General features: G+C 60.3%; 24 protein-coding genes. 1 reads left to right on the forward strand and 23 read right to left on the reverse strand.

The window, feature by feature from the left end; all coding sequences use genetic code 11:
- Positions 1-62 precede the first annotated feature (62 nt).
- The 17 genes from fliQ to AC1DOG_RS07725 form a co-directional block, all read right to left on the reverse strand.
- Positions 63-329, reverse strand: a complete 267-nt coding sequence (fliQ, locus tag AC1DOG_RS07645) for a flagellar biosynthesis protein FliQ (protein WP_018898452.1) — start codon at positions 327-329, stop codon at positions 63-65.
- A 69-nt stretch (positions 330-398) separates the two neighbouring features.
- On the reverse strand, positions 399-839 hold the full coding sequence (flgD, locus tag AC1DOG_RS07650; RefSeq protein ID WP_113196460.1) for a flagellar hook assembly protein FlgD: 441 nt from the start codon (positions 837-839) through the stop codon (positions 399-401).
- Positions 830-1,279: a flagellar biosynthesis repressor FlbT gene (gene flbT, locus AC1DOG_RS07655; protein ID WP_018898450.1), complete on the reverse strand. Its 450-nt coding sequence runs from the start codon at positions 1,277-1,279 to the stop codon at positions 830-832. The genes flgD and flbT overlap by 10 nt, the downstream gene beginning before the upstream one ends.
- Positions 1,276-1,623: a flagellar biosynthesis regulator FlaF gene (flaF, locus tag AC1DOG_RS07660; protein ID WP_112429030.1), complete on the reverse strand. Its 348-nt coding sequence runs from the start codon at positions 1,621-1,623 to the stop codon at positions 1,276-1,278. Before flaF ends, flbT begins: the two co-directional genes overlap by 4 nt.
- A 41-nt stretch (positions 1,624-1,664) precedes the next feature.
- Positions 1,665-2,786 (reverse strand): flagellar hook-associated family protein, encoded by a 1,122-nt coding sequence (locus AC1DOG_RS07665; RefSeq protein ID WP_113009934.1) that lies wholly within the window; start codon positions 2,784-2,786, stop codon positions 1,665-1,667.
- Between the two features lie 4 nt (positions 2,787-2,790).
- Positions 2,791-4,251 carry a flagellar hook-associated protein FlgK gene (flgK, locus tag AC1DOG_RS07670; protein WP_477927277.1) on the reverse strand — a complete coding sequence of 487 codons (1,461 nt, stop codon included), beginning with the start codon at positions 4,249-4,251 and terminating at the stop codon, positions 2,791-2,793.
- A gap of 19 nt (positions 4,252-4,270) precedes the next feature.
- Positions 4,271-5,557, reverse strand: coding sequence for a flagellar hook protein FlgE (locus AC1DOG_RS07675; RefSeq protein ID WP_477927278.1), 1,287 nt, complete (start codon positions 5,555-5,557; stop codon positions 4,271-4,273).
- Between the two features lie 128 nt (positions 5,558-5,685).
- Positions 5,686-6,357, reverse strand: coding sequence for a transcriptional activator Rem (gene rem / locus AC1DOG_RS07680; RefSeq protein ID WP_018898445.1), 672 nt, complete (start codon positions 6,355-6,357; stop codon positions 5,686-5,688).
- A 282-nt stretch (positions 6,358-6,639) separates the two neighbouring features.
- Positions 6,640-7,224, reverse strand: coding sequence for a lytic transglycosylase domain-containing protein (locus AC1DOG_RS07685; RefSeq protein ID WP_047507442.1), 585 nt, complete (start codon positions 7,222-7,224; stop codon positions 6,640-6,642).
- On the reverse strand, positions 7,145-8,566 hold the full coding sequence (fliK, locus tag AC1DOG_RS07690; RefSeq protein WP_477927279.1) for a flagellar hook-length control protein FliK: 1,422 nt from the start codon (positions 8,564-8,566) through the stop codon (positions 7,145-7,147). The genes AC1DOG_RS07685 and fliK overlap by 80 nt, the downstream gene beginning before the upstream one ends.
- A 1-nt stretch (position 8,567) precedes the next feature.
- Positions 8,568-10,031: a chemotaxis protein MotC gene (motC, locus tag AC1DOG_RS07695; RefSeq protein ID WP_477927280.1), complete on the reverse strand. Its 1,464-nt coding sequence runs from the start codon at positions 10,029-10,031 to the stop codon at positions 8,568-8,570.
- Between the two features lie 3 nt (positions 10,032-10,034).
- Positions 10,035-11,294: a MotB family protein gene (locus tag AC1DOG_RS07700; RefSeq protein ID WP_477927281.1), complete on the reverse strand. Its 1,260-nt coding sequence runs from the start codon at positions 11,292-11,294 to the stop codon at positions 10,035-10,037.
- Complete coding sequence (locus AC1DOG_RS07705) at positions 11,291-11,923, reverse strand: hypothetical protein (protein ID WP_477927282.1); 633 nt, start codon at positions 11,921-11,923, stop codon at positions 11,291-11,293. The genes AC1DOG_RS07700 and AC1DOG_RS07705 overlap by 4 nt, the downstream gene beginning before the upstream one ends.
- Positions 11,924-12,089: 166 nt before the next feature.
- Positions 12,090-13,055 carry a flagellin N-terminal helical domain-containing protein gene (locus AC1DOG_RS07710; RefSeq protein WP_477927283.1) on the reverse strand — a complete coding sequence of 322 codons (966 nt, stop codon included), beginning with the start codon at positions 13,053-13,055 and terminating at the stop codon, positions 12,090-12,092.
- 287 nt (positions 13,056-13,342) lie between these two features.
- On the reverse strand, positions 13,343-14,251 hold the full coding sequence (locus AC1DOG_RS07715; RefSeq protein WP_112942767.1) for a flagellin N-terminal helical domain-containing protein: 909 nt from the start codon (positions 14,249-14,251) through the stop codon (positions 13,343-13,345).
- Positions 14,252-14,509: 258 nt separating this feature from the next.
- Positions 14,510-15,394 (reverse strand): flagellin N-terminal helical domain-containing protein, encoded by an 885-nt coding sequence (locus AC1DOG_RS07720; RefSeq protein WP_477927284.1) that lies wholly within the window; start codon positions 15,392-15,394, stop codon positions 14,510-14,512.
- Between the two features lie 274 nt (positions 15,395-15,668).
- The gene (locus AC1DOG_RS07725) at positions 15,669-16,556 is read right to left on the reverse strand and encodes a flagellin N-terminal helical domain-containing protein (RefSeq protein WP_477927285.1); all 888 of its coding nucleotides are present in this window, start codon (positions 16,554-16,556) and stop codon (positions 15,669-15,671) included.
- 380 nt (positions 16,557-16,936) lie between these two features.
- Here AC1DOG_RS07725 and AC1DOG_RS07730 point away from each other — a divergent pair, with 380 nt between their 5' ends.
- Positions 16,937-18,844 (forward strand): O-linked N-acetylglucosamine transferase, SPINDLY family protein, encoded by a 1,908-nt coding sequence (locus AC1DOG_RS07730; RefSeq protein ID WP_477927286.1) that lies wholly within the window; start codon positions 16,937-16,939, stop codon positions 18,842-18,844.
- 111 nt (positions 18,845-18,955) lie between these two features.
- Here the strand turns inward: AC1DOG_RS07730 and fliP are convergent, their stop codons facing one another.
- The 6 genes from fliP to flgA are packed head-to-tail and all read right to left on the reverse strand — an operon-like array spanning position 18,956 to position 23,072.
- Complete coding sequence (fliP, locus tag AC1DOG_RS07735; RefSeq protein ID WP_477927287.1) at positions 18,956-19,693, reverse strand: flagellar type III secretion system pore protein FliP; 738 nt, start codon at positions 19,691-19,693, stop codon at positions 18,956-18,958.
- Positions 19,690-20,199 carry a flagellar basal body-associated FliL family protein gene (locus AC1DOG_RS07740; RefSeq protein WP_477927288.1) on the reverse strand — a complete coding sequence of 170 codons (510 nt, stop codon included), beginning with the start codon at positions 20,197-20,199 and terminating at the stop codon, positions 19,690-19,692. Before AC1DOG_RS07740 ends, fliP begins: the two co-directional genes overlap by 4 nt.
- Positions 20,200-20,210: 11 nt before the next feature.
- Entirely contained in the window at positions 20,211-20,927 is a 717-nt protein-coding gene (gene flgH, locus AC1DOG_RS07745) for a flagellar basal body L-ring protein FlgH (protein ID WP_047507417.1), read from the reverse strand.
- Entirely contained in the window at positions 20,924-21,472 is a 549-nt protein-coding gene (locus AC1DOG_RS07750; protein ID WP_047507413.1) for a MotE family protein, read from the reverse strand. Before AC1DOG_RS07750 ends, flgH begins: the two co-directional genes overlap by 4 nt.
- Complete coding sequence (locus AC1DOG_RS07755) at positions 21,469-22,590, reverse strand: flagellar basal body P-ring protein FlgI (protein ID WP_113196472.1); 1,122 nt, start codon at positions 22,588-22,590, stop codon at positions 21,469-21,471. Before AC1DOG_RS07755 ends, AC1DOG_RS07750 begins: the two co-directional genes overlap by 4 nt.
- Positions 22,587-23,072 (reverse strand): flagellar basal body P-ring formation chaperone FlgA, encoded by a 486-nt coding sequence (gene flgA / locus AC1DOG_RS07760; RefSeq protein WP_477927289.1) that lies wholly within the window; start codon positions 23,070-23,072, stop codon positions 22,587-22,589. Before flgA ends, AC1DOG_RS07755 begins: the two co-directional genes overlap by 4 nt.
- Positions 23,073-23,084: the final 12 nt, after the last annotated feature.

Raw genomic sequence — 23,084 nt, forward strand, 5'->3', positions numbered from 1 at the left:
TACGGGCATGATGCCCAGAATTCGCATCGATAATTAAATGGCGAAGCTTGCGCGAGGGTGGCTCAGAAGCCGGACTGGATGCGCGAGAAGACGAGATTGGTGAAGATCGAAATCTGCGAGCCGACGAAGGGAGCAGAGATGCCGATGGTCACCAGAACCGCGACGATCTTCGGAACGAAAGTGAGCGTTGCTTCCTGGACCTGGGTCAGCGCCTGGAACAGCGCGATGACGAGACCGACGATCATCGCCGCGGCCACGGCCGGCCCGGCGGAAACGAGAACCGTCCAGATCGCCGCCTGGAACAGATCGAGTGCGTCAGCTTCATTCATCCAGGCAACCTCATATCGCCTTTCGGTCCGTCCGAAACCCGGCCGGACCGTCGTTCAGTTTCTTGTCGATCAGCTGCCGGTCGTGGGCGACTTGGGCGCCTGATCCGCGACAGTGATTCCCGCCTGGACGAGAATACTCTTCCCATCGGTGGTCGTCGCGATAATTCCGTCGGAATACACTTTTACCGAATCGACGGTGCCGGCGACGGTGCCATCGGCGCTGGTCATGTACTTGCCGACGTAGCTGCTGGCCTGCGTGAGGCTCGAGCTCGCCAGAAGCGTGTCCAGCTTAGTGTTGGTCTGGATCGTCTGCTCGACCTGCGAGAAGCTGGCGAGCTGCGCCATCTGCTGGCTGGCATCGACCGGTTCCGTCGGATCCTGGTTCTTCATCTGAGCGATGAGGAGCTGCAGGAAGTTATCGTAATTGAGCGTCGCCTTCTGCTGGGCAGTAGACGTCGTCGATGAGGTGTTCTGCGTCGATGTCGCGGAACCGGTTGCGCCTACCGCCATGGTGCGATCTCCTTGCGAATCTGCTCAACCATTGCAGGGTGCATTTCCTGGTTGTTCAGAATGTTGTCTTCGATAACGTAGAGACCGCGGATGGCCTTCAGGGCGTCGAAGGCGCGACCGGTCGAAACCAGACCGTCGATGCGCTTCAGCTCGGCCAGAACTTCCTCGTTCTTGAAGCAGGTCAGAAGCATCGTCACCGACTTGCGGAACATTGCCGTCGACTGATCCTTGCCCTCAGGGTTGATCAGGATCATCTGCGCGATGAAGTAGAGCTGGCGCAGAGGCGTTGTCGCGTCTTCCGGCTGGAGAACGTGGTTTTCCAGAAGGAACGTTACATCATTCAGGAATTCCAGCGCGACCTTGCGATCGACGCGCAAAACCGCACCGTTGATGAAGATCTTTTCCCCGGCTTTTAGCGAGATACGAAGCGTGCTTTTCATTTAAGTCCATCCCTGATGATGGTGGTAACGTCAATAATGCCTTGAAAGTTGGTCGACTGCCGTTTCCGGATCCGGTCGCTTTCTTTCAAGATCCAAATAGCGATCGAGATCAGATTGGCGCGCAACTGAACTTCGAGCTGATTGTCCGGATGCTTGAGGTCTTCGATAAAGCTCACCCAAACGCGTCGGGTGTAAAACAATGCATCGATAGCCTCACGGCCATACTTCTCTTTGTCGCGTGCAATCGCGAGCAGCTCGATGGACCGGTCGAGAACTTGACGTTCCCGCTCCTTTGCATCGGCTACCGAGTCTTGCATGACCTCGGCGTAAGAGAACTGATACATTCATGCATCCTTCTTTGTACTTGTACTTCTACCGCTGATCATCAGAGGTAGTTCACGAGGCTCAACTGCTGAATTTTTGAAACGATCGTGTATGCGGTTTCGAGCTGCGTCTGCAGGGTGTTGACCAGTGTGGACGCTTCCGACTGATCGACGCCCTGAAGGTCGACGAGCTTGTTCTGAATGATGCTGGACTGCGCATCGAGGGCATCGTTGGCCTTCGTGACGCGCTCCTGCGACAGACCGAGCTGGCTCGCCTGGGTGACGATGCCGGTCGTGCCCTGCGCGGCGTAGCCGATTGCCTTCGACGTGGTCATCGCCAGCGCATCGCCACTGAGGCCGGTGCCGGCGAGCGCGGAGACGGTGATGGACGCGAGCGCGAAGTAGCGCATGCCTTCGGAGTTCGAATTGGTCGAGGACGTGACGGTCTCGGAGTTGCTGATCCGGCTCGTCATGTTCTGGTTGGACGCGCTCGACCAGTCGGCCCATGCCGGCGGCGTCACGTAAGCCAGCGGCGGCGTGGGCGTGCCGACGCCAACCGGCGGGAACGGCAGCGGCGTCGAGGTCGCGTTCAGCGTATCCTGCGAGAACATCGGCTCGACGAAGTTGGAGATGAACGTGTCCATCTCGTCGCCGGTCAGCTCGGACTTGGTCTTGCCGAGGCTGCTTGCCCAGGCGTCGAGATTCTTCTGGATCGCGTCGGTTGCGGCATCCGTCTGATCGGTCAGCGGCTGGATGTCGGTATTGATGCCGGAGAAGAGATATTCGCCGTTGAGCATCGAGTTGCCGGTATCCATCAGCGACGACAGCGCGTCTCCCGCCGACTGCATGGCAACGGTGATGCTGGTGTTGTCCTGGCTGCCCTGCAGCGCCGTCAGCTTCGAGACGAGCGCATCGCCCGCCGTCTTCATGCTGGTCAGACCAAGCTGGGATGCTTCGAGGCGACCTGATACAACCGAGTTGCTGCCCTGCAGCGCCTTGATCCGTGTGACCTCGGCGCTGAAATTGACACTCTTCGCAGCTCCGGAACCAAGCGAGGCGCCGATATCGGCGTAGACGCCGGTGGTCGCCTCAAGCGAGGACTTGACGAGCTGGGTCTGCGACTGGCGAATGGTCAGTCGCATCGCGTTTTGAATGGCCGAACTCGAAATAAATGAACTTTTCATGGGCTTACCTCGCAATGTCCAGCAGCGACTGGTACATCTCGTTGACGGCGTTCAATATCTTGGTGGCCGCCTTGTAAGACTGCTCAATATCAAGCAGCAGTGTCAGTTCCTCGTCAAGGTTGACGCCTGTCTCATTTGAGTACGCTTCGGTTGAGCGAGAGAGGGCAGCGGTTGTATTTTCCGATGCCGTCGTGGCGTCACTTCGCAGCTGTTCGAGCCAGCCGACCGAGTTCTGAGCGTAGCTGATGACGCTGACATTCGAGGAGATGCCGGCATCCGACGAGAAGTTCTGTGCCGAGCCCAGCGCGGTGTACAGCGTGTCGAGATTGTCCGAGAAGCCGCTGGCATTGTCCGGGTTCAGGTTGGTCAATCCGGTGATGGTGCCGTCGCGCAGCTTCATCGGATCGCCACCCTGGCTGGTGATTACCGCTGTGTTTACCGTAATTGTACCTGCGATGCCGTTGATGACATCAGGGGTCGTCGGCGTGTCGCCGTCGAGGCCGGTCGAGGTCTTCCAGACGAAGAGACCCGGCTCGGTCGTCGCGCCGTCGGTTTCCGAGAACATCGTCACCAGCGACTTTGCGATCTCGTCGAGCTGCGACTGGAAGGTCGGAGCAACGTCGTCGCGGATCTGCAGCAGCGACTGAAGGCTACCCTGAGCTGTCGTCGTGGACCCCTGCCCGCTGGTGAGCGCCACGCCGTCGATATAGACGCCGTTGCCTTTCGTGCCCGTCGTATAGGTGTCCTGCGAAACGAAGGTGACTGCGCGGGGAATGGTGTCGAAGACGACCGTTCCATCATTCGTATAGAGCGCCATGTCGCCATTGGCGCGATCGGCGGTCTTGACGCCGACGATCGAGGAAATCTGCTTCAGCAGCTTGTCGCGCTCATCGAGCGCATCGGCCGGGTTGCCGCCGCTGGCGGTCGCGCCCTTGACGGCGTCGTTCGCCGTCTTGAACTGCGCCAAGAGCGTATTCAGCGTACCGACCTGTGTCGCGATCTCCTTGTCCGCGTTCTGGCGGATAAGCTGGACCGACTTGGTGGCGTCGTTCAACGAGTTGGTGACATCCTGCGCGGCCGTGACCGCACTCTGCGCGGCGATCGCGCTGCTCGGCGACGTACGGAACGCCTGGAGTTTCTGCTGGAAGGTCGAGAGATAGGTGGCCGGCGACGTTTCGTAGTCGTTACCGCCGAGCACCGACTTCAGGTCGGTGAGGCCGCCCAGCAAGGTCTGCTGAGCGCTGTCACCGGCGCTTGCCTTCAGCCACTGCCGCATCAAGGCGTCTTCCTGCGCCCTGCTGATCTTCACAACCTGCGCACCATTCAGCGACGTCGTGACCATCGCCTGACGGCGGACGTAATCGCTGTTGCTGGAGTTCGAGATATTGTTCGATACGACACTGCTCTGCGTGCCGGTATTGTTGAATATGCTCTGCGCGGTATTCAGTGCTGATGTAAGCGACATGGCTAACCCGTTACCCTACTTATCTCTTGAGGTTGACGAGGACGTCCATGATGTCGGACCCCGTCTGGAACACCTTGGAGTTGGCAGTGTAGCTGCGCTGCGATTCGATCATCTCGGTCAGTTCACCGGCGAGGTCGACGTTCGAGCTTTCGATCGCACCCGACTGGATAGAGCCGAAGCCATTGGTCTGCGGGAAGCCGGTAACCGTGACGCCCGAGGTGCCGTTGGCGCTGTAGACATTGCCGCTCATGAGCGTCATGTTGTCCGGGCTTGCAACGGTTGCGAGCGGAATGCGGTAGAGCGGCTTGGAGGTGCCGTCGGCATACTTCGCCGAGACCGTGCCATCCTTGCCGATCGAGACGCTGTCGACCGGGCTGGCAGCCTGGCCGTTCGGCGTACCCTTGCCGGAGAAGTCGGAAGCGAGCTGCGTGAAGCCGGAGAGATCCATCTGGATCTGGCCTGTCGTCACCGGGTCGTCGATCAGAAGCGAGTTGCCGGAAACAAGCTTGCCTTCGGCGTCGAACTCCATCGTGCCGCCACCGACGGCTGCCGTCGAATAGGGGAAGGATGTCGTGCTGCCCGTTGCGGCGTCCGCATGGCGGTAGACCGTAACATCCCAGGTGCTCGCGGCGCCTGTAGCAGGCGGCGGCGTCGTCACGTCCGTCTTCGTGAAGTAGAAGTCGTACTGCACGGTGTTGCCGAGCTTGTCGTAGCCGACCATCGAAATCTGCTTGGTATCGGCCGTCATCGGCACCGCGTTGTCGGACGGCAGGTTGCCCGTTGCGACTTCGGCGCCAGAATCCAGGTTGCCGGCGAAGGTACCGGCGGTCGAGGCGATCGCCGTCAGCCCTGACTGGGCGACGTTAACCGGGACCAGACCCGAGAAGCCGTTGACGACGACAGCCGGAGCACCTGAATCGTAGGAGTAACCCATCAGCTTGAAGCCGGCGGAGTTGACGAGGTTGCCTTCGTCGTCCTTGGTGAAGTCGCCGGCTCGGGTCAGGACCGGAACGCCGTCAGGGCTCTGGACGATGAAGAAGCCGTCGCCGGAGATGGCAAGGTCGTAGCCCGAGGTCGTGTAGGAGATATCGCCCTGTGCGGAGACAGACTGGCGAACCGACGTCTGCACGCCGCCGGAGTTGTAGTTGCCCGAGCTCGAAGGCAGGACAAGCGACGAGAAGGCGGTCGATACCGCCTTGTAGCCAGACGTGTTTACGTTGGCGATGTTGTCGGCCACGGTGCTGAGGCGGTTCGCCTGTGCGTTCATGCCGGACACAGCCGTCTTCATGCTGCCGAAAATGCTCATCTGAAAACCTCGATTCCCTTAGTAGGCTTGAGAGTATCCGGTGGGCCTTGCGTGAAGCTGTCTGGCATTTGCGTGATCAAAGAAAGATCGAAGCCTAGACCGCCGCGCCCACCAAGGACGCCAAAAAACTATTCCCAATCAATGCAGTAGCCGAGGAAGCGCTTGGAATCGACCGGGTCGACGCCGAGCTTCTTGCGCAGCTTTTTGCGAAGCTTGGAAATGTGGCTTTCAACGACGTTTTCTTCGACTTCCTCGTCGAAAATCCCGTAGATGGCATTGAAGATCTGGGTCTTGGTGACGCGGCGACCGCGGTTGGCAATCAAGTATTCGAGAATGCGGCGCTCGCGGCGCGGCAGTGCGAAGACTTCGCCGTGGATCTCGGGATCGCGGCCATCGGAGAAGACGCGAATGGCGCCGATGTCCGTGTGCGTGGAAATCGCCTTGAGGCGGCGGCGGATGGCCGCTGCGCGTGCGAGGATTTCGCGGGGGTGAACCGGCTTGCGAACGACGTCGTCAACGCCGCAATCAAAAAGTGCAAGCGTGTTTTCGAGCGACGGCTGGTCGCTGACCGCGATGACGGGTGCCATCGAACGATCGCGAATTGCGCGCGGCAGCTCGAACGTCTGCTGGCCCTGGCCAATCAGAAACGCCTCGACCGCCGCGATATCTGAATCAGCAGCCGTCTGCACCCACTCACCAAACTCGTTTGGATCAAAACCGGTCGAAGGAATACCTTCTCGACCAAAAAGGGAAGTGTAGCCATCCTTCACGAGCTCACGCTCATCAACCACTACGATCATTCGTCCGCCTCCGAATCACTTGTGGCACATCGATGACCTATGGGTACGAATCGCACGATTCTGGGACAAGCTGTAGGAACTCATGGGCGGAAATTAATAGTTGATTAAGAATTGCCCCCCGATTTGCTCTACATTTAGTGGGTAGGCAAAATTATGCACACAAAAGTTTCGTGGAAAAGTTAACATGTCCTAAATTGTGACTTGCCTTGCCACATTGGCCCGAATTCTTGCCATATTATGACACATTTCCGGTTTGTTCTTTTTTCGCTATCTTTAGGCGAGTCAGCCGCGGCAGAAATTGCTCGCATTGGGAGTCCATTTCCCATAGCCCGTGGCGACCAGATTGGCGATGACGCGGCAGACATATTGCTTCTGCGCGGGGTCATTGTTGGGGCCGGCGTGGTAGCGGGCGACCGCCATGGTCCATGTCTCGTGGCGATCGTGCAGGTTCTTGAGGAACCGTGCCGCGTATTCCACGTTGGTTCGGGGATCGAACATCTCCTCCAATGACCGAAAATTCTCCCCGTGGTAGAACTGGTTGATCTGCATGCAGCCGACATCGATCAGCTTCGCGCCCGACCTGTGAGCCGTATCCACCTGCCTCAGCGCATCGCGCTCCGAGGGCGGAAAGAAGGGCTTGCCCTCTATGTTCAAGGCATAGGGGTAAAGCGAGCCCTTGCGGCCCGTTTCGGTCAATCCGACGGAATAGAGGATGCCCTCGGGGATACCGTACTTCAGCGCGGCCGACTGGATCTCCTGCTCGCAGGCGCCATCGGATGCCCGCGCGTCAGAGGTATACGTCGCCAGTGCCGCTGCTGCCAGAGGAGCCAGAAGAAGCGCTCGTAGCGTCGCTCTCACCTGTAACATTGAAGCCTCCGGTACTGCGCTGCCCTGTTTGATTCTGACGCTCGCGCGCCTCGCCGCCCTGCCCCTGGGCAGAGCCCTGCTGCGAGCCGCTCTGTGCGTTCGCCTGGCTGCTGGTATCGGTGTTGGCGACCGGCGCCATGCTGACGCTCACGCCGTCGATGGCGTAGCCCTGGCTGCGCAGCGATTCCAGCATCTTGGTGTGGTCTTCCCTGAGCTGCCTGTAGGCGGCTGCGGTCTCGACCTTGAGATCGACGTTCAGCGTATCGCCCTGCAGCCTCAGCGTCGCGGTGACGAGACCGAGGTCGATCGGGTTCATCTGGATCTTGAGCGTGTTGACGACCTTGCCGGTGCTGCTGAGTTCAGCGGCGTTCGACAGGGACGACGACGCTTGCATGGCGTGCGCCCATTCCTTGTCGCCGGCGATCGCCGCCGTGACAGCCGCGGAATTGGTGTTCTGCGCGAGGCCGATATAGCGGCGGGAATCGAGGATCGTGACGGTCTCGACATTCGCCTTGCCGCCAACGTCGGCCGCGTCCTTCTCGATGCCGAGATGCATGTCCATGGACGTGCCACGGCTGTCTGCACGCGTCAGCCGGAAGGTCTGGCCAACCGCATCGCCGGCTGCGGTCGCGCCAGGCATGTCCACGTCGGACGCGGCGTCGGTGGCCGACGTCAAGGCGCTGGCGACATCGGCGACGGCGTCACCCTTGGTTTTCTGCTTGCCGGAGGATTTATCCTTGGCGTCGGTGGGCGCGGTATCCTGCGCCTTTTGTCCGAACAATGCCGCAGCGGCGACCGATGCGCTATCGACCGGCGCGTTTCCAAGCATGCTCAGGACATCCGAGACAGCACTGTCGTCGGCCGATCCTGGCTTTGCCTCGGTCTTGACCGGCTTGCCTGTCTTGTCATCCTTGGATGTCGGCGTGGCGATCTTGTCGGCCACGTCTTCGGCAGCACCGTCGACCGCTGCGTCATCGATCTGCTTGCGCAGCGATTTGATATCGACACGACCCGTCTTCTGAGTGTCCTTACCGGCATTGACCGCCGTCGCATCGGCTTCCGCCTGCGCCAGTGCGGCTGAATTGCCGAGATCGATCACAGCCTTTGGGTTCTGCCGATGCGGCGCAGAGCCCACGGCGCCATTGCCGCCATCGGCAGTGCCCGACGGCTGCTGGCCATCGGCCTTGGCACCCTGGTTGCGATCGGAACCGGCATTGGCCTTGTTCAGGACGTCCGAGAAGCCGCCGCTGCCGTCCGCATCCGAACCCTTGCCGGCCGGCCGATTGGCCTTGGCGCCGGCGGCAGCATCTGCGGCTCCAGCCGGAACGCTGATATCCATCATATCAATTGCTTTCTTTGTTCAAAAGGCCGTCGATCTCATCCAACTGAGAGCGGCTTGAGGTCACAAATGAGCTGAATGCGGGGTCGGTGTTCTGTGGATCAGCTGACTGCGATCCGGCCGCCGGTGCGGCGTCGGGAACCGCCCCCTCTCCGGCCGATCCTCCTCCGGCCGCCTGTTCAGAACTGGCTTCTTGACCATCCGGTGTATTAGCAGAGCCTTGCGTCAGGCTTGCAGCGTCTGGTTGCCGAAGCACCTGCTCGGCGACCGACCGTGCAGCAGCCCGCAGGATTTGGTCGCGCGGCGAAAGCGCCTTGTCGGCGATCGTCGAAATATCGCGCGCAGCGGTATCGATCTTGTCGGTCGGGATCGCGGCCATGCCGCCGTAGAAATCGGCCAATGCGCCAAAGGCGTTGTTGTTATCGCCCGACAGGGCCTGGGCGTGGCCGGCCGCCATGCGGGCGAGTTCGCCCTTGCCCGCGATTGCGGCTGCGCGCGCAATGCGCAGGTAGATTTCCCGCTGGCGCGCATCGTCCATGAAGGAGAGGATGCCGATGACGTCATCCGGCTTCACGTCATGATCGTGATCGACAAGCAGTTTCACGAAGAGATCGGCAAACTGGCTGGCATAGGGCGAGTGCAGGAAGCGACGGACATAGCGCTGCGAATATTGCAGCCCCTGATCGACCATCCCCTTGTCGACGCAGATCGCAACCGAGCGGCGCAAGGCCGCTTCCTCGATGATCGTGCCCGGCGCATTGAGACGCGCGAGATCGTAGAGCTTGAGCGCCTCTTCCGGGCTCTTGGCGATGGTGACGTTGCCGCCGACGAGCGCCAGATAGGGGCCGATCTTCTTGTCCTTGTACTCCTGCGCCATATCCACCAGCGTCTTGCCGACAAGGAGGCCCTTGCCGCTCAGATACTTGCGCAGGATGTCGGTCACGCGGTTATCGAAGTAACCGTTGACGTCGCGCGCCACCAAATATTCGAGTGTCTGCGGATTGCCGCCGCTCATGGCGTAGATCAATGCGGCATCGACGTTGCGGTCGTCATCGAAAACGGTCGGGTCGACGGCGCGCAGGCGCTTGTCGATGGTACCGAGCATGAAGCGCTGCATCTCACTGGCGGAATGGTCGCCAAGCACGACAGAGTCCTGCACGAACTGCAGCGAGCGCAGCATCTTGTATGGCACGGTGTCGCCGCTATCGTCCGTCGTCGGGACGATGGGTAATGCCTCGGCAGGTGCCGCAGCGTCGCCGTGTCCGGCAGACGATGCCTGCGCTTCCGTGGGTGCCGGCGTCTCCGCATGCCCTGCCGATGGCTCGGCTGGCGTCTCTGCATGTTCAGCGGCCGGCGCTTCCGCGTGGGCGGCGGGCGGCGCGGCGTCTTCCGCGCGCACGACGCCGGTCGCCGTCAGCGCAAGGCTGAAAGCGAGGGGCAGGAGATGCCTGTGCTGCCGGCGCTTCATCGATTATCCCTGATCGGCCTGGAGAAGAATTTCGATACGGCGGTTGGAGGCGTCATACGGATCTGAAGTGTCCTTGAGCTTGCGGTCGGCAAAGCCGGAGACCTGCGAGACGCGCTTCTCGTCGAGCCCGCCACGGACCATCATGTAATAGGCCGCCTGGGCGCGATCCATCGAAAGGCGCCAGTTCTCGTTCTCGCCCTTGTACTGGCGACCGTCGGTATGGCCGCGAATGGCCACGACACCATTCTTCTCCTTCAGCACTTCGCCGATCTTCTGCATGGCAAGGACCATCTCCTTGCGCGGAACGGCGGAGCCGACGTTGAACATGGAATCGTCGCTCTGGTCGGAAATGCTGACCAGGAGGCCGCCTTCGGCCGGCGTCACAGTCAGACCCTCGGCCAGCTTGCCGGCGATACCGCCGATCTGCTGGGCGATCTGCTGCTGAAGATCCTTGGCTTCCTGCTGCTGCTCGACGGCCTTTTGCTCAGCGGTCTGCGTTTCAGGCGCTATGCCATCCTTGTCGGCGGTCTTGTCCTTCGTCTTGTCGCTGGTCTTGTCCGCCGTTTCCGGCTTCTCAGCGTCAGCCGGCTTGGCCTCAGCCTGCTCAGCCTTCGCGTCTTCGGCCTTGGCGAGCTCGATCGCCTGCTTGGCCGGATCGTCGGGCTGCGTCTTGTCGGCGCGCGTCACCTCGATCTGCTTGGTCCAGAAGTCCGGATCGAACGGGTCGCGATAGGCTTCACCGCCGTCGGCGCCGGTTGCGGGGCCGGAATCGGCCGCACCGCCCTCGCCCTTGGCGCTGACGTTGGCCTGCTGTCCGACCTCCTGGGCGATTTCGGCGAGAACCGAATAGGGGTTCTCGAAGAAGTCCGCTTCGGAATAGTTCTTCTGGTCGCCCGAGGTCGAGGTCTGGTCTTCACCGCTGGCCGCTGCCGCGCCCTGGTTCGGCTGATCCTCTTTTTCCTTCGACTTATCGGCCTTCTCCTGCCCGTCGGCCTGATCGACCGGCTTCTTCAAGCCCTTCTCGGTCGGCTTTTCGTCAGAGAGCTTGATCGGGTTGAAATAGGTGGCGACGGAGGCCTTGGTTTCCTCGTTGGCGGCATTGACCAGCCACATGACGAGGAAGAAAGCCATCAACGCTGTCATGAAGTCGGCATAGGCGATTTTCCAGGCGCCACCATGGGCGCCATCGTGATCGCCACCACCATGTCGCTTGATGATGATGACCTCGTTCTTGCCGTGATGATGATTTTCGCTGTCGCTCATTCCAGGACTTTCTTGACGCTCGCCGCCCAGGCAGACATGCGGGTTACGAGTACCGAGTCATCAAACTCGGCGATCAGGTCGATATCGTCGTTCTCGTGGTGGCGCAGCAGGTCCGCCTTCTCGCCGAGTTCGTTCTTCAGGATATTGAAAAGCCTTTCCGGGCCTTTGACCGTGATCGTGCCGGTCTCGCCTTCCAGAACGGCATCGCGAAGCTGCGCCGCCAGTTCGACAGCGGCCTTTTCAGCCAGAGCCTCGGTCAAGACGGGAGCCAGCGTGCGGGCGACCGTGGCACTCACAAGATCAGCAAGCTCGGCAGTGATCGCCTTGATCTTCGAAGCGACGAGCTCGGCGATCTCTGTCTCGTACTTGTTGCGAAGCTCTTCGATCTCGCGCTGGTGAACAAGCGCAACCGTTTGTGCCTCGGCCTCGAATTTCTCGGTGAGCTCCGCGGTCGCCTTGGCCTCGCCAATCGCGTTGGCGTCGCGGCGTTCCGCCTCGATATCGATGACTGGCTCGGAGACAATGTCGTCGAAACCGCCGAAATCTTCTGAAAACGGCGTATCGACCACTGATGGGGCGGCGACGGCGGGTTCACCGAAGTCTTTCAGACGGGACAGTAGCGCGCTCACTCAACCCACCTCGTATCAGCAGAAACCTGCGACATGCCGCGCCTCACATTGCACCAAACAAATCTTTCGCGCGGTTTTCACCACGCCTGTTGTCCCTGACCCTAGGAGGCCAAACTTGTGCGAAGATGAAGGGCGCCGTCGCGCGGCGCGCAACCGTGATCCGCAATTACTGCAGCAGAACGAGAACCTTGCTGGCAACAGTGTTGAGGATGGAAACCGCCTGCACGCCCATCTTCTGCTGCGTCTGCAGCGCCGTCTGACGCACCGACGCCTCATCCATATCAGTATCGACAAGCGCACCGACATTCTTGTCGATGATATCGGCCATGTTGGCGGTGTAGTCGATGCGGTCGTTGATGCGGGCGCTCATGGTGCCGAGGCCAGCTGCGGTCGTGGTCAGCGTCGAGAGAAGGCTGTCGACAACGGACATCATGTCATCGACCTGCTCGGTTGTGGTGTTTTGGTCGAGCTTGATCTCATCGCCGTCAGCGCCGGTCACCGATCCTGCATTGAGCAGATAGTAGTTGCGCGGCGCCGTCGAGCCGGTGTTGTTCAAGGTGCTGGCGTCAACGGACTTGGTGAGCAGGCCGCGATTGGCGTTGCTGGTGTCGATCATGACGGTCTGGTCAGCAGGAAATGTGATGTTCTGCGGCTGATATTCGCCGGAGGGTGCCCGGGTGAAGCCACCGATGACCGAACGCGAGGTGGTCAGCGTAGGATCCTGGTTGAAGAGCCAGTTTTCGCCGGCAATGCTCGTCGACTGAACCGTCGTCTGCATCTGCTGCTTGAGCTGCTCCAGCGTGGTGTTGAGCTTGTCCTTGTCGACACCATCTTCCTTCGCGCTGACAAGCGTCGAGCGAATGCTGCTCAGCTGATCGATGAGGCTGTCCATCGCGGTGTAGGCGGTATCGACCTTGGAGGCGCCGACGCCGAGGGCATCATGGATGTTGCTCATCGAGCTGCCATCGGAGCGCAGAACGCTCGCAAAGGACCAATAGGTCGCGTCATCCGCCGCCGTTTCCACGCGCATGCCCGATGATACCTGCTGCTGGGTCGTCGCTGCTTCCTTGTTGATGATCCGCAATGCGGCGAGAGCGTTTACCTGTGCGGAGCTGGTGATTCGATAGGTCATTTTTGGAGCTCTATGGTAGAGGAGAGGATAGACCGGACCGCCGGCAGCGACAGGTGTGGCGTCATGCCGCCAACCGGATTTCCCGATCGGCTCGTCGCTAAACAAATCAATTCTGAAGAGAAGTTAACCAAGGCCTACAGCCAGCGCAAGTAGCCGACAAACGGTCTCGCAAGCCTCGCGCAACCTTGATTCTCTTTTCAAAAACAAAGAGAAAGCCGCGTCTTGCGAGACGGCTTTCAATGCTTTGACAATTGTATTTGTGGCGTTGGCGACGCCGATGAACCAGCTTAGTTCTGGAACAGGGTGAGGACGTTCTGAGCGCTCGAGTTGGCGATGGAGAGCGACTGGATTGCCAGCTGCTGCTGGGTCTGGAGCGCGGTCAGCTTGCTCGATTCCTCTTCCATGTCGGCATCGACGAGACGGCCGACGCCTGAATCGATCGAGTCGCTGAGATTGGAAACGAAGCTGTCCTGGAGGTCGATGCGGGTCGAAATCGAGCCCAGCTGCGACGCGGCCTTGGTGAGCGCGCTGAGGCCGGTTTCCACATTGCCGAGCGTGGTGTTGAGGTCGGCCACGCTGAGCTGCGAGATGTCCATGTTGTAGATGGAGCCGTAGGTGCCGTATTCCGACCCGATGACGCCGGTCGAGGTGTCGATCTCGCCGGTTGGCTGCATACCGAAGAGCACGTTGCCATCAGGATTGTCGTCAAGGGTGTAGTCGGTCGTCTGGACAGAGACCTCGCCGTTGGCGCCGCGGACGAACGAGGAGACGACGCTCTTCGTGCCATTGCCGGCGACCCAGTTCTCGCCCGAGAACGATGCCGACTGCGCAACGCTGAGGAGCTGCTGCTGGAGCTGCCCGATCTCATCCTGGATCTTGGTCTTGTCGACACCGTTTTCGGTGGCGGCGACGACCTTGGCCTTGATTTCGCTGACGATGTTGATGGCGTTGTCCATCGCGGCATAGGCCGTGTCGACTTTGGCGGCACCGAGGCCGAGTGCGTCGGAGACCGCCGAGAGAGCCTTGTTGTCCGAGCGCATCGTCGTCGCGATCGACCAGTAGGCCGCATTGTCCTTGGCTTCGGCAACACGATATCCCGAAGACACGTTGCCCTGTGTCGTCTCGAGATTGGTGTTGATGCCGCGGAGTGTCTGAAGCGCGGACATCGCCGCAACGTTGGTCAAAATGCTTGTCATGAAAAGAGCGCCCCTTGTTGGCAAACTTTTAAAAGGGACATCCCGGTCTACCGCCGGGAACGGTTCATCAGCCTCATGCCTGCTAACCGCTTCTTAAGCTTGGTTAACATACCGTTTAATGATGGCCACAAGACATGAGTTTGGTTAACAAAAAGTTAACGACAACAAAAAAGCCGCGCTCCGGAGAGCGCGGCCTTCGAAACCATCCGCCGAAGCGGAGGTGTGTCCTTACGCGGGCGCCCGGAGGCGCCGGCGATTTTAGCGGAACAGCGACAGGATGTTCTGCGAAGAGGAGTTGGCGATCGACAGCGACTGAACAGCGAGCTGCTGCTGGGTCTGGAGTGCCGAAAGCTTGCTGGACTCTTCTTCCATGTCGGCATCGACGAGGCGGCCAACGCCAGAGTCGATCGAGTCGGAGAGCTTGGAGACGAAGTCGCTCTGCAGGTCGATACCCTTCTGCAGCGAACCAAGCTTGGAGCCGAGCGAGGTCATGCTCTTCAGAGCATCTTCCGTGTCGGTGATCAGCTCGTCGATGGTTCCCTTGGTGTCGCCAGCGGTGATCGAGAATTCGGAGATCGAACCGGCAGCGGACGAGCCCGTGCGATCCAGAATGCCGCTCTGGGTATCGCTGAAGAGAAGATCGTCGGCCTGGGCGGAATAGCCCGAGGTGCTGACGCTGACGCCACCGGCGGTGCGGATGAAGGACGAAACGACCGACATGGTCTTGGTTTCAGCGTTCGAAACCCAGTTTTCGCCGTTGAACGAAGCCGAGGCGGAGATGCTCTTCAGCTGCTGCTGCAGCTGCTTGACTTCGTCGTTGATCTTGGCCTTGTCGACACCGTCTTCAGTCGCGGCGACGAGCTTGGCCTTGATTTCGGATACGACGTCGATCGAGCTCTGAACGGCGGTGTAGGCCGTATCGACCTTGGCGGCGCCCATGCCCAATGCGTCGGAAACGGCCGAGAGGGCGCCGTTGTCGGACTTCATGGTCGTTGCGATCGACCAGTAAGCAGCATTGTCAGCTGCCTTGCCGACGCGGAGACCAGACGACACAGCGCTCTGGGTGTCCGAGAGGTTGTTGTTCACGCTGCGCAGCGTCTGAAGAGCTGCCATTGCGGAATTGTTCGTGAGAATGCTGGTCATTTAAAAAGCCCCTTATCGGCAATTTTTCGTACGAAGGGACATTCCGGACTATTACCGGAAACGGCGGTCAGCGTCATGCCTGTTGACCGTGCATTTGCTGATCAACTCACCGTTTCGATGAGCCCATATGACCGCAACATGGTTAAGAAACACTAAACTCGCCGGGAAGAAATTTAAGAAATACCCGACACTTAGCAGAAACCACGGGGCAATAAAAAAATGCGGCCGGGAAAGCCCGGCCGCACTGATGTCAGATGTCATGCGTTTTCCGCTATTAGCGGAAGAGCGACAGGATGTTCTGCGAAGAGGAGTTCGCGATCGACAGCGACTGGATCGCCAGCTGCTGCTGGGTCTGCAGTGCGGAAAGCTTGCTGGACTCTTCTTCCATGTCTGCATCGACCAGACGGCCAACGCCGGAGTCGATCGAGTCGCTGAGCTTCGAAACGAAGTCGCTCTGCAGGTCGATACCCTTCTGGAGCGAACCGAGCTTGGAGCCGAGCGAGGTCATGCCCTTCAGAGCAGTTTCCGCGTCGGTGATCAGGCTGTCGATGTCGCCCTTGGTGTTGGACGTGCTGATCGAGAATTCAGAGATCGAGGCGCTAACCGTGCCGCTGCCGTCACGATCGAGGATACCAGCGCCGCCTGCGAACAGCAGGTCGTCTGCCGTCGAGGTGTAGCCGGCCGTCGATACGCTGACGCCGCCTGCGGTGCGGATGAAGGACGAAACGACCGACATGGTCTTGCCAGCGGCAGAGCTGGAAACCCAGTTTTCGCCGTTGAACGAAGCCGAAGCGGAAATGCTCGTCAGCTGCTGCTGGAGCTGCTTGATTTCGTCGTTGATCTTGCCCTTGTCGACGCCGTCTTCCGTTGCGGCAACAAGCTTGGCCTTGATTTCGGTTACGACGTCGATCGAGCTCTGAACGGCGGTGTAAGCCGTGTCGATCTTTGCTGCACCCATGCCGAGTGCGTCGGAAACAGCCGAAAGAGCGCCGTTGTCAGACTTCATGGTCGTTGCGATCGACCAGTAAGCAGCGTTGTCAGAAGCCTTGCCAACGCGAAGACCGGACGACACAGCGCTCTGCGTGGACGAAAGGTTGTTGTTGACGTTACGCAGCGTCTGAAGAGCTGCCATTGCGGAGTTGTTGGTGTTAATGCTTGTCATGGATCCGTCCCCGAAATTCGATACCAATGGAGGACATTACCGGACTTATGTACCGGCAATGACGGTTCGGCTTCATGCCACTTGGTCATTCTGCATTGGGACCAAACCCGTCATGTCGAGGATGACTTTCGCAGCAAAACCTTGCGGACTAATTAATGACCCTCTCCAGTTTCTCAAACGAATACAAATGGTTAACTAGTCGTTAAAGGAGAGCTTAAACAGACGAACGTCATTTTCGACCTCAGTGGAGACGATTACTGCTTCCTGCCTCAGGCAAGGTTCACGTGTCATTCTGCGCCATAATGGCCTCATTGGGTCCGTGGTGATCATGCCCGCGGAGCCCGATGTTTGCCGCGTAAAGAACTGAACGAGGTTTGACCGTGAATCGTGTGGTTTCGTTTTCCGCAGCGTCAAAAGACTATCAAAGCGGGCGCTATACCAAGTCGCTGGAGACGCTGAACGCGTTGCTCGAGACACAGCAGGACGCGAAGACCTACGCCTTGCTGGCCCGTACCCTGTCGCAGCTGGGAATGAAGGCCGACGCGGCGATGGCATTTGCCGTGGCCGCTGAGAAGGCGGGACAAAGCGGATCGGAATTTTCCCGCAAGGCAGCGCTGCTTTATTTTGAGGTCGGTAACGAAGACGAGGCCATCAGGCTCGGGCTGCGATACATGCTGAACCAAAGCCTCGATGCCGAGCTGGCTTACGCGCTGGCCTCCATCTACAAGAAGCGCGGACAAGACGAGCTGCTCAGCCCTTTCGTCAAGGTGCTTGCTGAAAGCAGCAACAGCGATCACACCCTGCTTGCGATCAGATTGCTCAAGAACGACCCGGGCGACGAAACCCAGGCACTCCTGATCCGCAACCTGTTCAAGCGCTTCCCGAAACTGGTGCCGCTGCGTTTCCTCTATCTGATGTTCGCCAGGCATGTCAGCGATCTCACCAGCATCAAGCTGCACAAGCAGATCATCGACGAGTTGATCGCCAACGGCCAGACCGCGTTCCTGCACCATGAGAGCGAATTTTATAATCTCCAGTGGTGTGGCGACGAAGCGCTGAATCGCCTGACCTCGAGCATGAACAATGCCGTGACCGTCGAGCAGACAAACGCACGACGGACGCGACCGCATCAGTGGGCGGACAAGATCCGGGTCGGCTATCTCTCCAACGACCTCTTCGAGCAGCACGCGACCATGAAGCTCATGGGCCGTGTTTTGGAGCTCCACGACAGGGAGCGTTTCGAGATCACGCTCTATTGCCATTCGCGCGCTTCGAACCTCGAGCACAACACCTTCGACCGAAGCCTCTGGGGTCGGGTCGTCGAGGTGGGTGATCTATCCGACGCGGCGATGGCCGAGCGGATGCGGGCCGACGGGATCGATATTCTCGTCGATCTCAAGGGCCCGACATTCGAAACGCGCTATCACGTTTTGAACAAGGGTCCCGCACCGATCCAGATTTCCTGGCTCGGCTTTCCCGGCAGCGCGACGAACACCGATGTCGACTACGTCATCGGCGACCGGTTCGTTCTGCCCGATTCCTCGCGCCCGCATTACCACGAAAAATTCATCCGCTTGCCGGACACCTACCAGCCGAACGATCCCTTCCACCGGCCGACGCCCGGCTTCGTGGATCGCGGCGAATTCGGTCTGCCTGACGACAAATTCGTTTTCGCATCGTTCAATGCCAGCCGTAAGATCACGCCGGAGACGGTCGACGTCTGGTGCAACGTGCTTCGCCGCGCGCCGAACAGCGTGCTGTGGATGATGGCGGTCTCGAAGCAGACGGAAGCCAATCTCCGCGAGTATTTCAAAAGCCGGGGAATTCCCGCCAAGCGTCTCGTCTTCTGCGGGCATGCGGATTATCGCAGCCACATTGACAGGCAGCAGGCGGCCGATCTTGCGCTCGACACCTGGCCGTACAACGGCCACACCACGACGTCGGAGCAGCTCTGGGGCGGTTTGCCTGTGCTGACGCTGAAGGGCACCAACTTCGCCTCGCGTGTCACCGAGAGCCTGCTGAACGCGATCGGGCTGCCCGAGCTGGTGGCCGACGATGCGCAGGCCTACGAAGACATGGCTATTGCTCTTTACGAGAATCCCGAGCGGATCGCCGCGTTCAAGCAGACGATCGACGACAACAAGATGATCAAGCCGCTGTTCGACGCGGAGCGCTTCTGCCGGCACCTCGAGACAGCCTATGAGATGACGGTCGCCCGCGCGAAAGAGGGACTTGAGCCCGACCATCTCGACGTGCCCGCCCTGCCCGTCAGAACCTCACCGTTCTGACTTGGGCCGCGACGGGTTCGCGATCTCTCATAAAAACAAAAGCAAAAGGCCGGCGATCTGATCGCCGGCCTTTTGTTTTGGAAGATCGAGAAGCGCTTTCCGTGCAGCGCGTCAGTTGAAAGATCGAACCAGGCTGCCGACCAGCAGGTTCCAGCCGTCGATCAGGACGAAGAACAGGATCTTGAACGGCAGTGAGATCGATGTCGGCGGCAGCATCATCATGCCCATGGCCATGGTGATGGTGGCAACGATCAGGTCGATGACGAGAAACGGAAGGACGACCAGGAAGCCGATTTCGAAGCCGCGCCGGATTTCCGAGATCATGAAGGCGGGAACAAGCACGCGATAATCGATCGTGGCGCCGGTATCGACCATCTGGCCGCGCTCACGGGCGAGATCGACGAAGAGCGCCAGATCCTTGTCACGGGTGTTGCGCGTCATGAAGGTGCGGAAGGGCTCAGCGATCCGCTCCACCGCCTGCTGCTCATTGATCTGGTTCGACAGGAGCGGCTGAACGCCATCCCGCCATGCCTGATCGAAGGTCGGCTGCATGACGTAGAAGGTCATGAACAGCGACAGCGACAAGAGGATCATGTTCGAGGGGGTGGAGGCGAGGCCGAGGCCGGTGCGCAGAATAGAGAAAGCGATGACGAAGCGAGGGAAGCTTGTCACCATGATCAGGATGCCGGGCGCGACCGACAGAACCGTCAAAAGACCGAAAGTGCGGATGATCCATGCCGCAACCGAACCGTCCACCGGCAGGTTGAGCAGGTTCGACGGGAGCTGCTGCGCATGCGCCAGCTCCGGGACCGCCATCATGGCAGCCAAGATCACTAGGAATCGAATCATTCGATGACGAAGGTCCTGAACATGACTTTCGATACGCGTCCCTGCGCCCGAAGGTCAACACGCTCCTGGATGTCATCCCTAAGATATTCGAAGCCGCGCGGGCCCTCGATCTGCTGCAGCGAAACCGTCCGGATATAGGCCATGATATCCTGGTGGATATCCTCGGCGAGCTTTACGTCCGGCGGGCCGGAGAACAGCAGCGCCACTTCGAGACGCACCCAGTTCTCGGAGGGATAGGCGAGGTTCGAGGTGATCGGCTCGAGCTGCACAACGTTGTTGGCTTCCGTCGAGATCTTCTGGAGCCCGGTCTCGCCAGCCTTTGCCTGTTCGGCCGCCGCAGCGGGCTGTTCGGCCTGCTGCGCGGATTTCACGCTGGGCGCGATCATGCCGCCGACGACCCAGCCACCGCCGCCGCCAAGGAGTGTCAGGACGGCAAGGCCGATGATCGTCATCATCATCGCCGACTTCTTCTTCGGCTGGCCCTCGGTGCCTTCTGCGTCTGCCATTGTGCCGGACCTTAGAGTGGCGAGAGGATATCGACGGCCTGCTGGCCGCGCGGGGGCTGCTGCACTTCCATCAGGCGGCCGCGGCCACCATAGGAGATGCGCGCTTCGGCGATCCTGTCGTAGGAGATTTCGTTGTCGGCGGTCACGTCCTGCGGACGCACGATACCGGCGACGTTCAAGATGCGCAGTTCCTGGTTCAGGCGCACTTCCTGCGAGCCGCTGACAACAAGGTTGCCGTTTTCGAGGATGCCGGTGACGACGGCCGCGACCATCAGGTTCAGCTTGTCGGTGCGCTCGATCTTGCCCTTGCCATCCGTGCTCGTGTCGGAGCCATAGGTGACGTCGGTTTTCGACGACGGGTTCCAGCCGAGGATGTTGGCCTGCGCGTCCCAGTTCAGCCCGCTGCTGTTCTCACGACTGCGCTTGCTGTTGTTTTCGAACGAGCCCTTGTCGTTGATCGAGATGTTGACCGTCAGGATATCGCCGACGTTGAGCGCGCGAGCATCCTTGAACAGAGCGGCCTTGGAATCACTCCAGAGCGAATAGCCCTGGGCGACCTGGCGCGGCTGCTTCGGATACATCGACATCTGCTGCGTCTGGCCATAGGCAAGACCGCTGCCGATCGGGCTCATGGCAGGCGCACGGCCGATCTCGTTGATCGCCTGCGGGGATTGGCAGCCGGCCAGAATGGCTACTGCGGCAATCGCGACCGGGAAACGCTTGTTCATGAGGGGTCCTTCGACGTATTGGGATCGGACGCGCTGGCGATGATGTTGGCGATAACCGCAGCTCTCTGCGGATCCATCTCGTTCAGGATCAGGCTCGACTGCGTGGCGTTCAGCCGCATGATCACGGCGGCCGCCACTTCGACCTTCACTTCCTGAAGCTGCAGCGCCGCTGCGTCCGGCTTCATCTTCTTGTAGATATCGGTCAGCCCGGCCTCGGCCTGCTTCAGGAAGTCGTTGCGACGCTTCAGCCAGTCCTGATACTCGTCGCGGCGCTTCGTCATTTCGGCCATGCGGCTATCGACGTCTGCCCGGAGCTTGTCGAGTTCCTGCTTCTGTAAAAGATAGCGCTGGTCGCGGGCGGGTTCGGCGATGTTGCTGCAGAACTGCTTGATTTCTTCCTCGGACGTCAGCTCGCCGCCCGCCGAGGTGCGTGCTTCCTGCGCGAAGGCGCCGGGAATGGTCAGCATGACGACGGCAGCCGTGGGCAGGACCAGGCGCTTCGCCAGTTCCGAAACCGTCATGTTCGCAAAAGAGATCTTCGTCATTGCAGGACAAGCTCCGCTTGCAGCGCACCGGCCGACTTGATGCCCTGGAGGATGGCGATGATGCCATCGGGCTTGACGCCGATGTTGTTGAGGCCGGCCACCAGCGTCTTCAGATCAGGTCCGTCGAGCAGGGCGACATTGCCACCCGTCTGCTGGGCCTGGATATCGGTCTGCGGCTGGACGGCGGTGACGCCGCGCGAGAAGGGTTCGGGCTGAATGACCTGCGGCGTCTCGGTGACCTGCACGGTCAGCGTGCCATAGCTGACGGCGACCGGTGAGACGCGGACGTCGGCGCCGATGACGATCGTGCCCGTCCGCTCGTTGATGACGACCTTGGCCGGCGTATCGGTTTCGACAGCGAGGTTTTCGATATCGGCCATCAGGCGCGTCAGGTCCGCTTCGCGCGGCTTCTGAACGATGACTTCCTGCGCGTCCTTCGGCTCGGCAACCGGGCCGCCGAAGCGGGCGCGGGCGTAGCCGTTGACCACGTCGGCGATGCGGACGGCGGTGGAGAAATCCGGATTGCGCAGCTGCAGGACGAGGTTGATCGAATCCTTGAAGCGCGATGGAAGTTCACGTTCGATGATGGCGCCGCTCGGGACGCGACCGGCCGTCGTCACGCCTTCGGTAACGGTTGCGGCCTGGCCCTGCGCCGTGAAACCGGAGACGACCACCGAGCCCTGGGCGACGGCGTAGATCTGGCCATCGGCGCCCGACAGCGAGGTCATGATCAGCGTTCCGCCGCGCAGCGACGTGGCATCACCCAGCGAGCTGACGTTGACGTCGAGCCGGCTGCCGGGGCTTGCGAACGGCGGCAGGTTGGCGGTGACCATGACGGCCGCGGTGTTCTTGGCGTTGGACTGGCCGCCCTGCGTGGAGATGCCGAGGTTCTGCAGCATCGCGCGCATCGACTGCTCGGTGAAGGGCGATGAACGGAAGCCATCCCCAGTCCCCTGGAGACCGACGATGAGGCCGTAGCCGATCAGCTGGTTGTCGCGGCCCGCCTGCAGCGAGGCGATATCCTTGATGCGCGAGCTCATTGCCGCCGCCGGCGTGACAGCCAGGACGTTTGGCGCGAGCATTGCAAGTGCGATGAAAAGGCGGAATAGGATCTTCATTTTGCAGCCACGTGTATGGTGCCGTTCGCGAGCACGGTGCCGCTGACGATGACGCCGGAGTCCATGTTGCGGACACGGACCATCTGGCCGGTCATGCCGTCTTCAAGCGGAGAGCCGGCGGCCGAGATCGCCATCGCGCCAACCGTGAAGACCAGGCGGATCGAAGAACCGCGTGTAACGGTATAGGGTTCGCGCAACGCCGAGACGGAAATCGACTGGCCGGGAAGCAGGGTGCGCTTCGAGATCATGCCGTCCACCTCATGGATGGACTTGGCGTAATCGCCCTGCAGATTGGGGTTGGTGACTTCGACTTCCTGCAGCTGGGCGCTGGAGATCGTTTCGCCGGGATAGATGATGGTGGTCGGAATGACCGCGTACCCCATGTCGGCGGCGGCAAAAGCCGTCGGCGCCGCAAAGGTCATGGCCGCAACGAGTGCGGCTTTCGCCCATCCACGAAGATGTTCTACCCGGCAAAACGTCATGTTTCGGCCCTT

It is taken from the genome of Rhizobium sp. 01N48 (assembly GCF_056399145.1).

Bases quoted from the DNA above. Each gene is read 5' to 3' on its own strand.
- fliQ (WP_018898452.1), bottom strand. From the start codon at position 329: ATGAATGAAGCTGACGCACTCGATCTGTTCCAGGCGGCGATCTGGACG.
- flgD (WP_113196460.1), bottom strand. From the start codon at position 839: ATGGCGGTAGGCGCAACCGGTTCCGCGACATCGACGCAGAACACCTCA.
- flbT (WP_018898450.1), bottom strand. From the start codon at position 1,279: ATGAAAAGCACGCTTCGTATCTCGCTAAAAGCCGGGGAAAAGATCTTC.
- flaF (WP_112429030.1), bottom strand. From the start codon at position 1,623: ATGTATCAGTTCTCTTACGCCGAGGTCATGCAAGACTCGGTAGCCGAT.
- AC1DOG_RS07665 (WP_113009934.1), bottom strand. From the start codon at position 2,786: ATGAAAAGTTCATTTATTTCGAGTTCGGCCATTCAAAACGCGATGCGA.
- flgK (WP_477927277.1), bottom strand. From the start codon at position 4,251: ATGTCGCTTACATCAGCACTGAATACCGCGCAGAGCATATTCAACAAT.
- AC1DOG_RS07675 (WP_477927278.1), bottom strand. From the start codon at position 5,557: ATGAGCATTTTCGGCAGCATGAAGACGGCTGTGTCCGGCATGAACGCA.
- rem (WP_018898445.1), bottom strand. From the start codon at position 6,357: ATGATCGTAGTGGTTGATGAGCGTGAGCTCGTGAAGGATGGCTACACT.
- AC1DOG_RS07685 (WP_047507442.1), bottom strand. From the start codon at position 7,224: ATGTTACAGGTGAGAGCGACGCTACGAGCGCTTCTTCTGGCTCCTCTG.
- fliK (WP_477927279.1), bottom strand. From the start codon at position 8,566: ATGATGGATATCAGCGTTCCGGCTGGAGCCGCAGATGCTGCCGCCGGC.
- motC (WP_477927280.1), bottom strand. From the start codon at position 10,031: ATGAAGCGCCGGCAGCACAGGCATCTCCTGCCCCTCGCTTTCAGCCTT.
- AC1DOG_RS07700 (WP_477927281.1), bottom strand. From the start codon at position 11,294: ATGAGCGACAGCGAAAATCATCATCACGGCAAGAACGAGGTCATCATC.
- AC1DOG_RS07710 (WP_477927283.1), bottom strand. From the start codon at position 13,055: ATGACCTATCGAATCACCAGCTCCGCACAGGTAAACGCTCTCGCCGCA.
- AC1DOG_RS07715 (WP_112942767.1), bottom strand. From the start codon at position 14,251: ATGACAAGCATTTTGACCAACGTTGCGGCGATGTCCGCGCTTCAGACA.
- AC1DOG_RS07720 (WP_477927284.1), bottom strand. From the start codon at position 15,394: ATGACCAGCATTCTCACGAACAATTCCGCAATGGCAGCTCTTCAGACG.
- AC1DOG_RS07725 (WP_477927285.1), bottom strand. From the start codon at position 16,556: ATGACAAGCATTAACACCAACAACTCCGCAATGGCAGCTCTTCAGACG.
- fliP (WP_477927287.1), bottom strand. From the start codon at position 19,693: ATGATTCGATTCCTAGTGATCTTGGCTGCCATGATGGCGGTCCCGGAG.
- AC1DOG_RS07740 (WP_477927288.1), bottom strand. From the start codon at position 20,199: ATGGCAGACGCAGAAGGCACCGAGGGCCAGCCGAAGAAGAAGTCGGCG.
- flgH (WP_047507417.1), bottom strand. From the start codon at position 20,927: ATGAACAAGCGTTTCCCGGTCGCGATTGCCGCAGTAGCCATTCTGGCC.
- AC1DOG_RS07750 (WP_047507413.1), bottom strand. From the start codon at position 21,472: ATGACGAAGATCTCTTTTGCGAACATGACGGTTTCGGAACTGGCGAAG.
- AC1DOG_RS07755 (WP_113196472.1), bottom strand. From the start codon at position 22,590: ATGAAGATCCTATTCCGCCTTTTCATCGCACTTGCAATGCTCGCGCCA.
- flgA (WP_477927289.1), bottom strand. From the start codon at position 23,072: ATGACGTTTTGCCGGGTAGAACATCTTCGTGGATGGGCGAAAGCCGCA.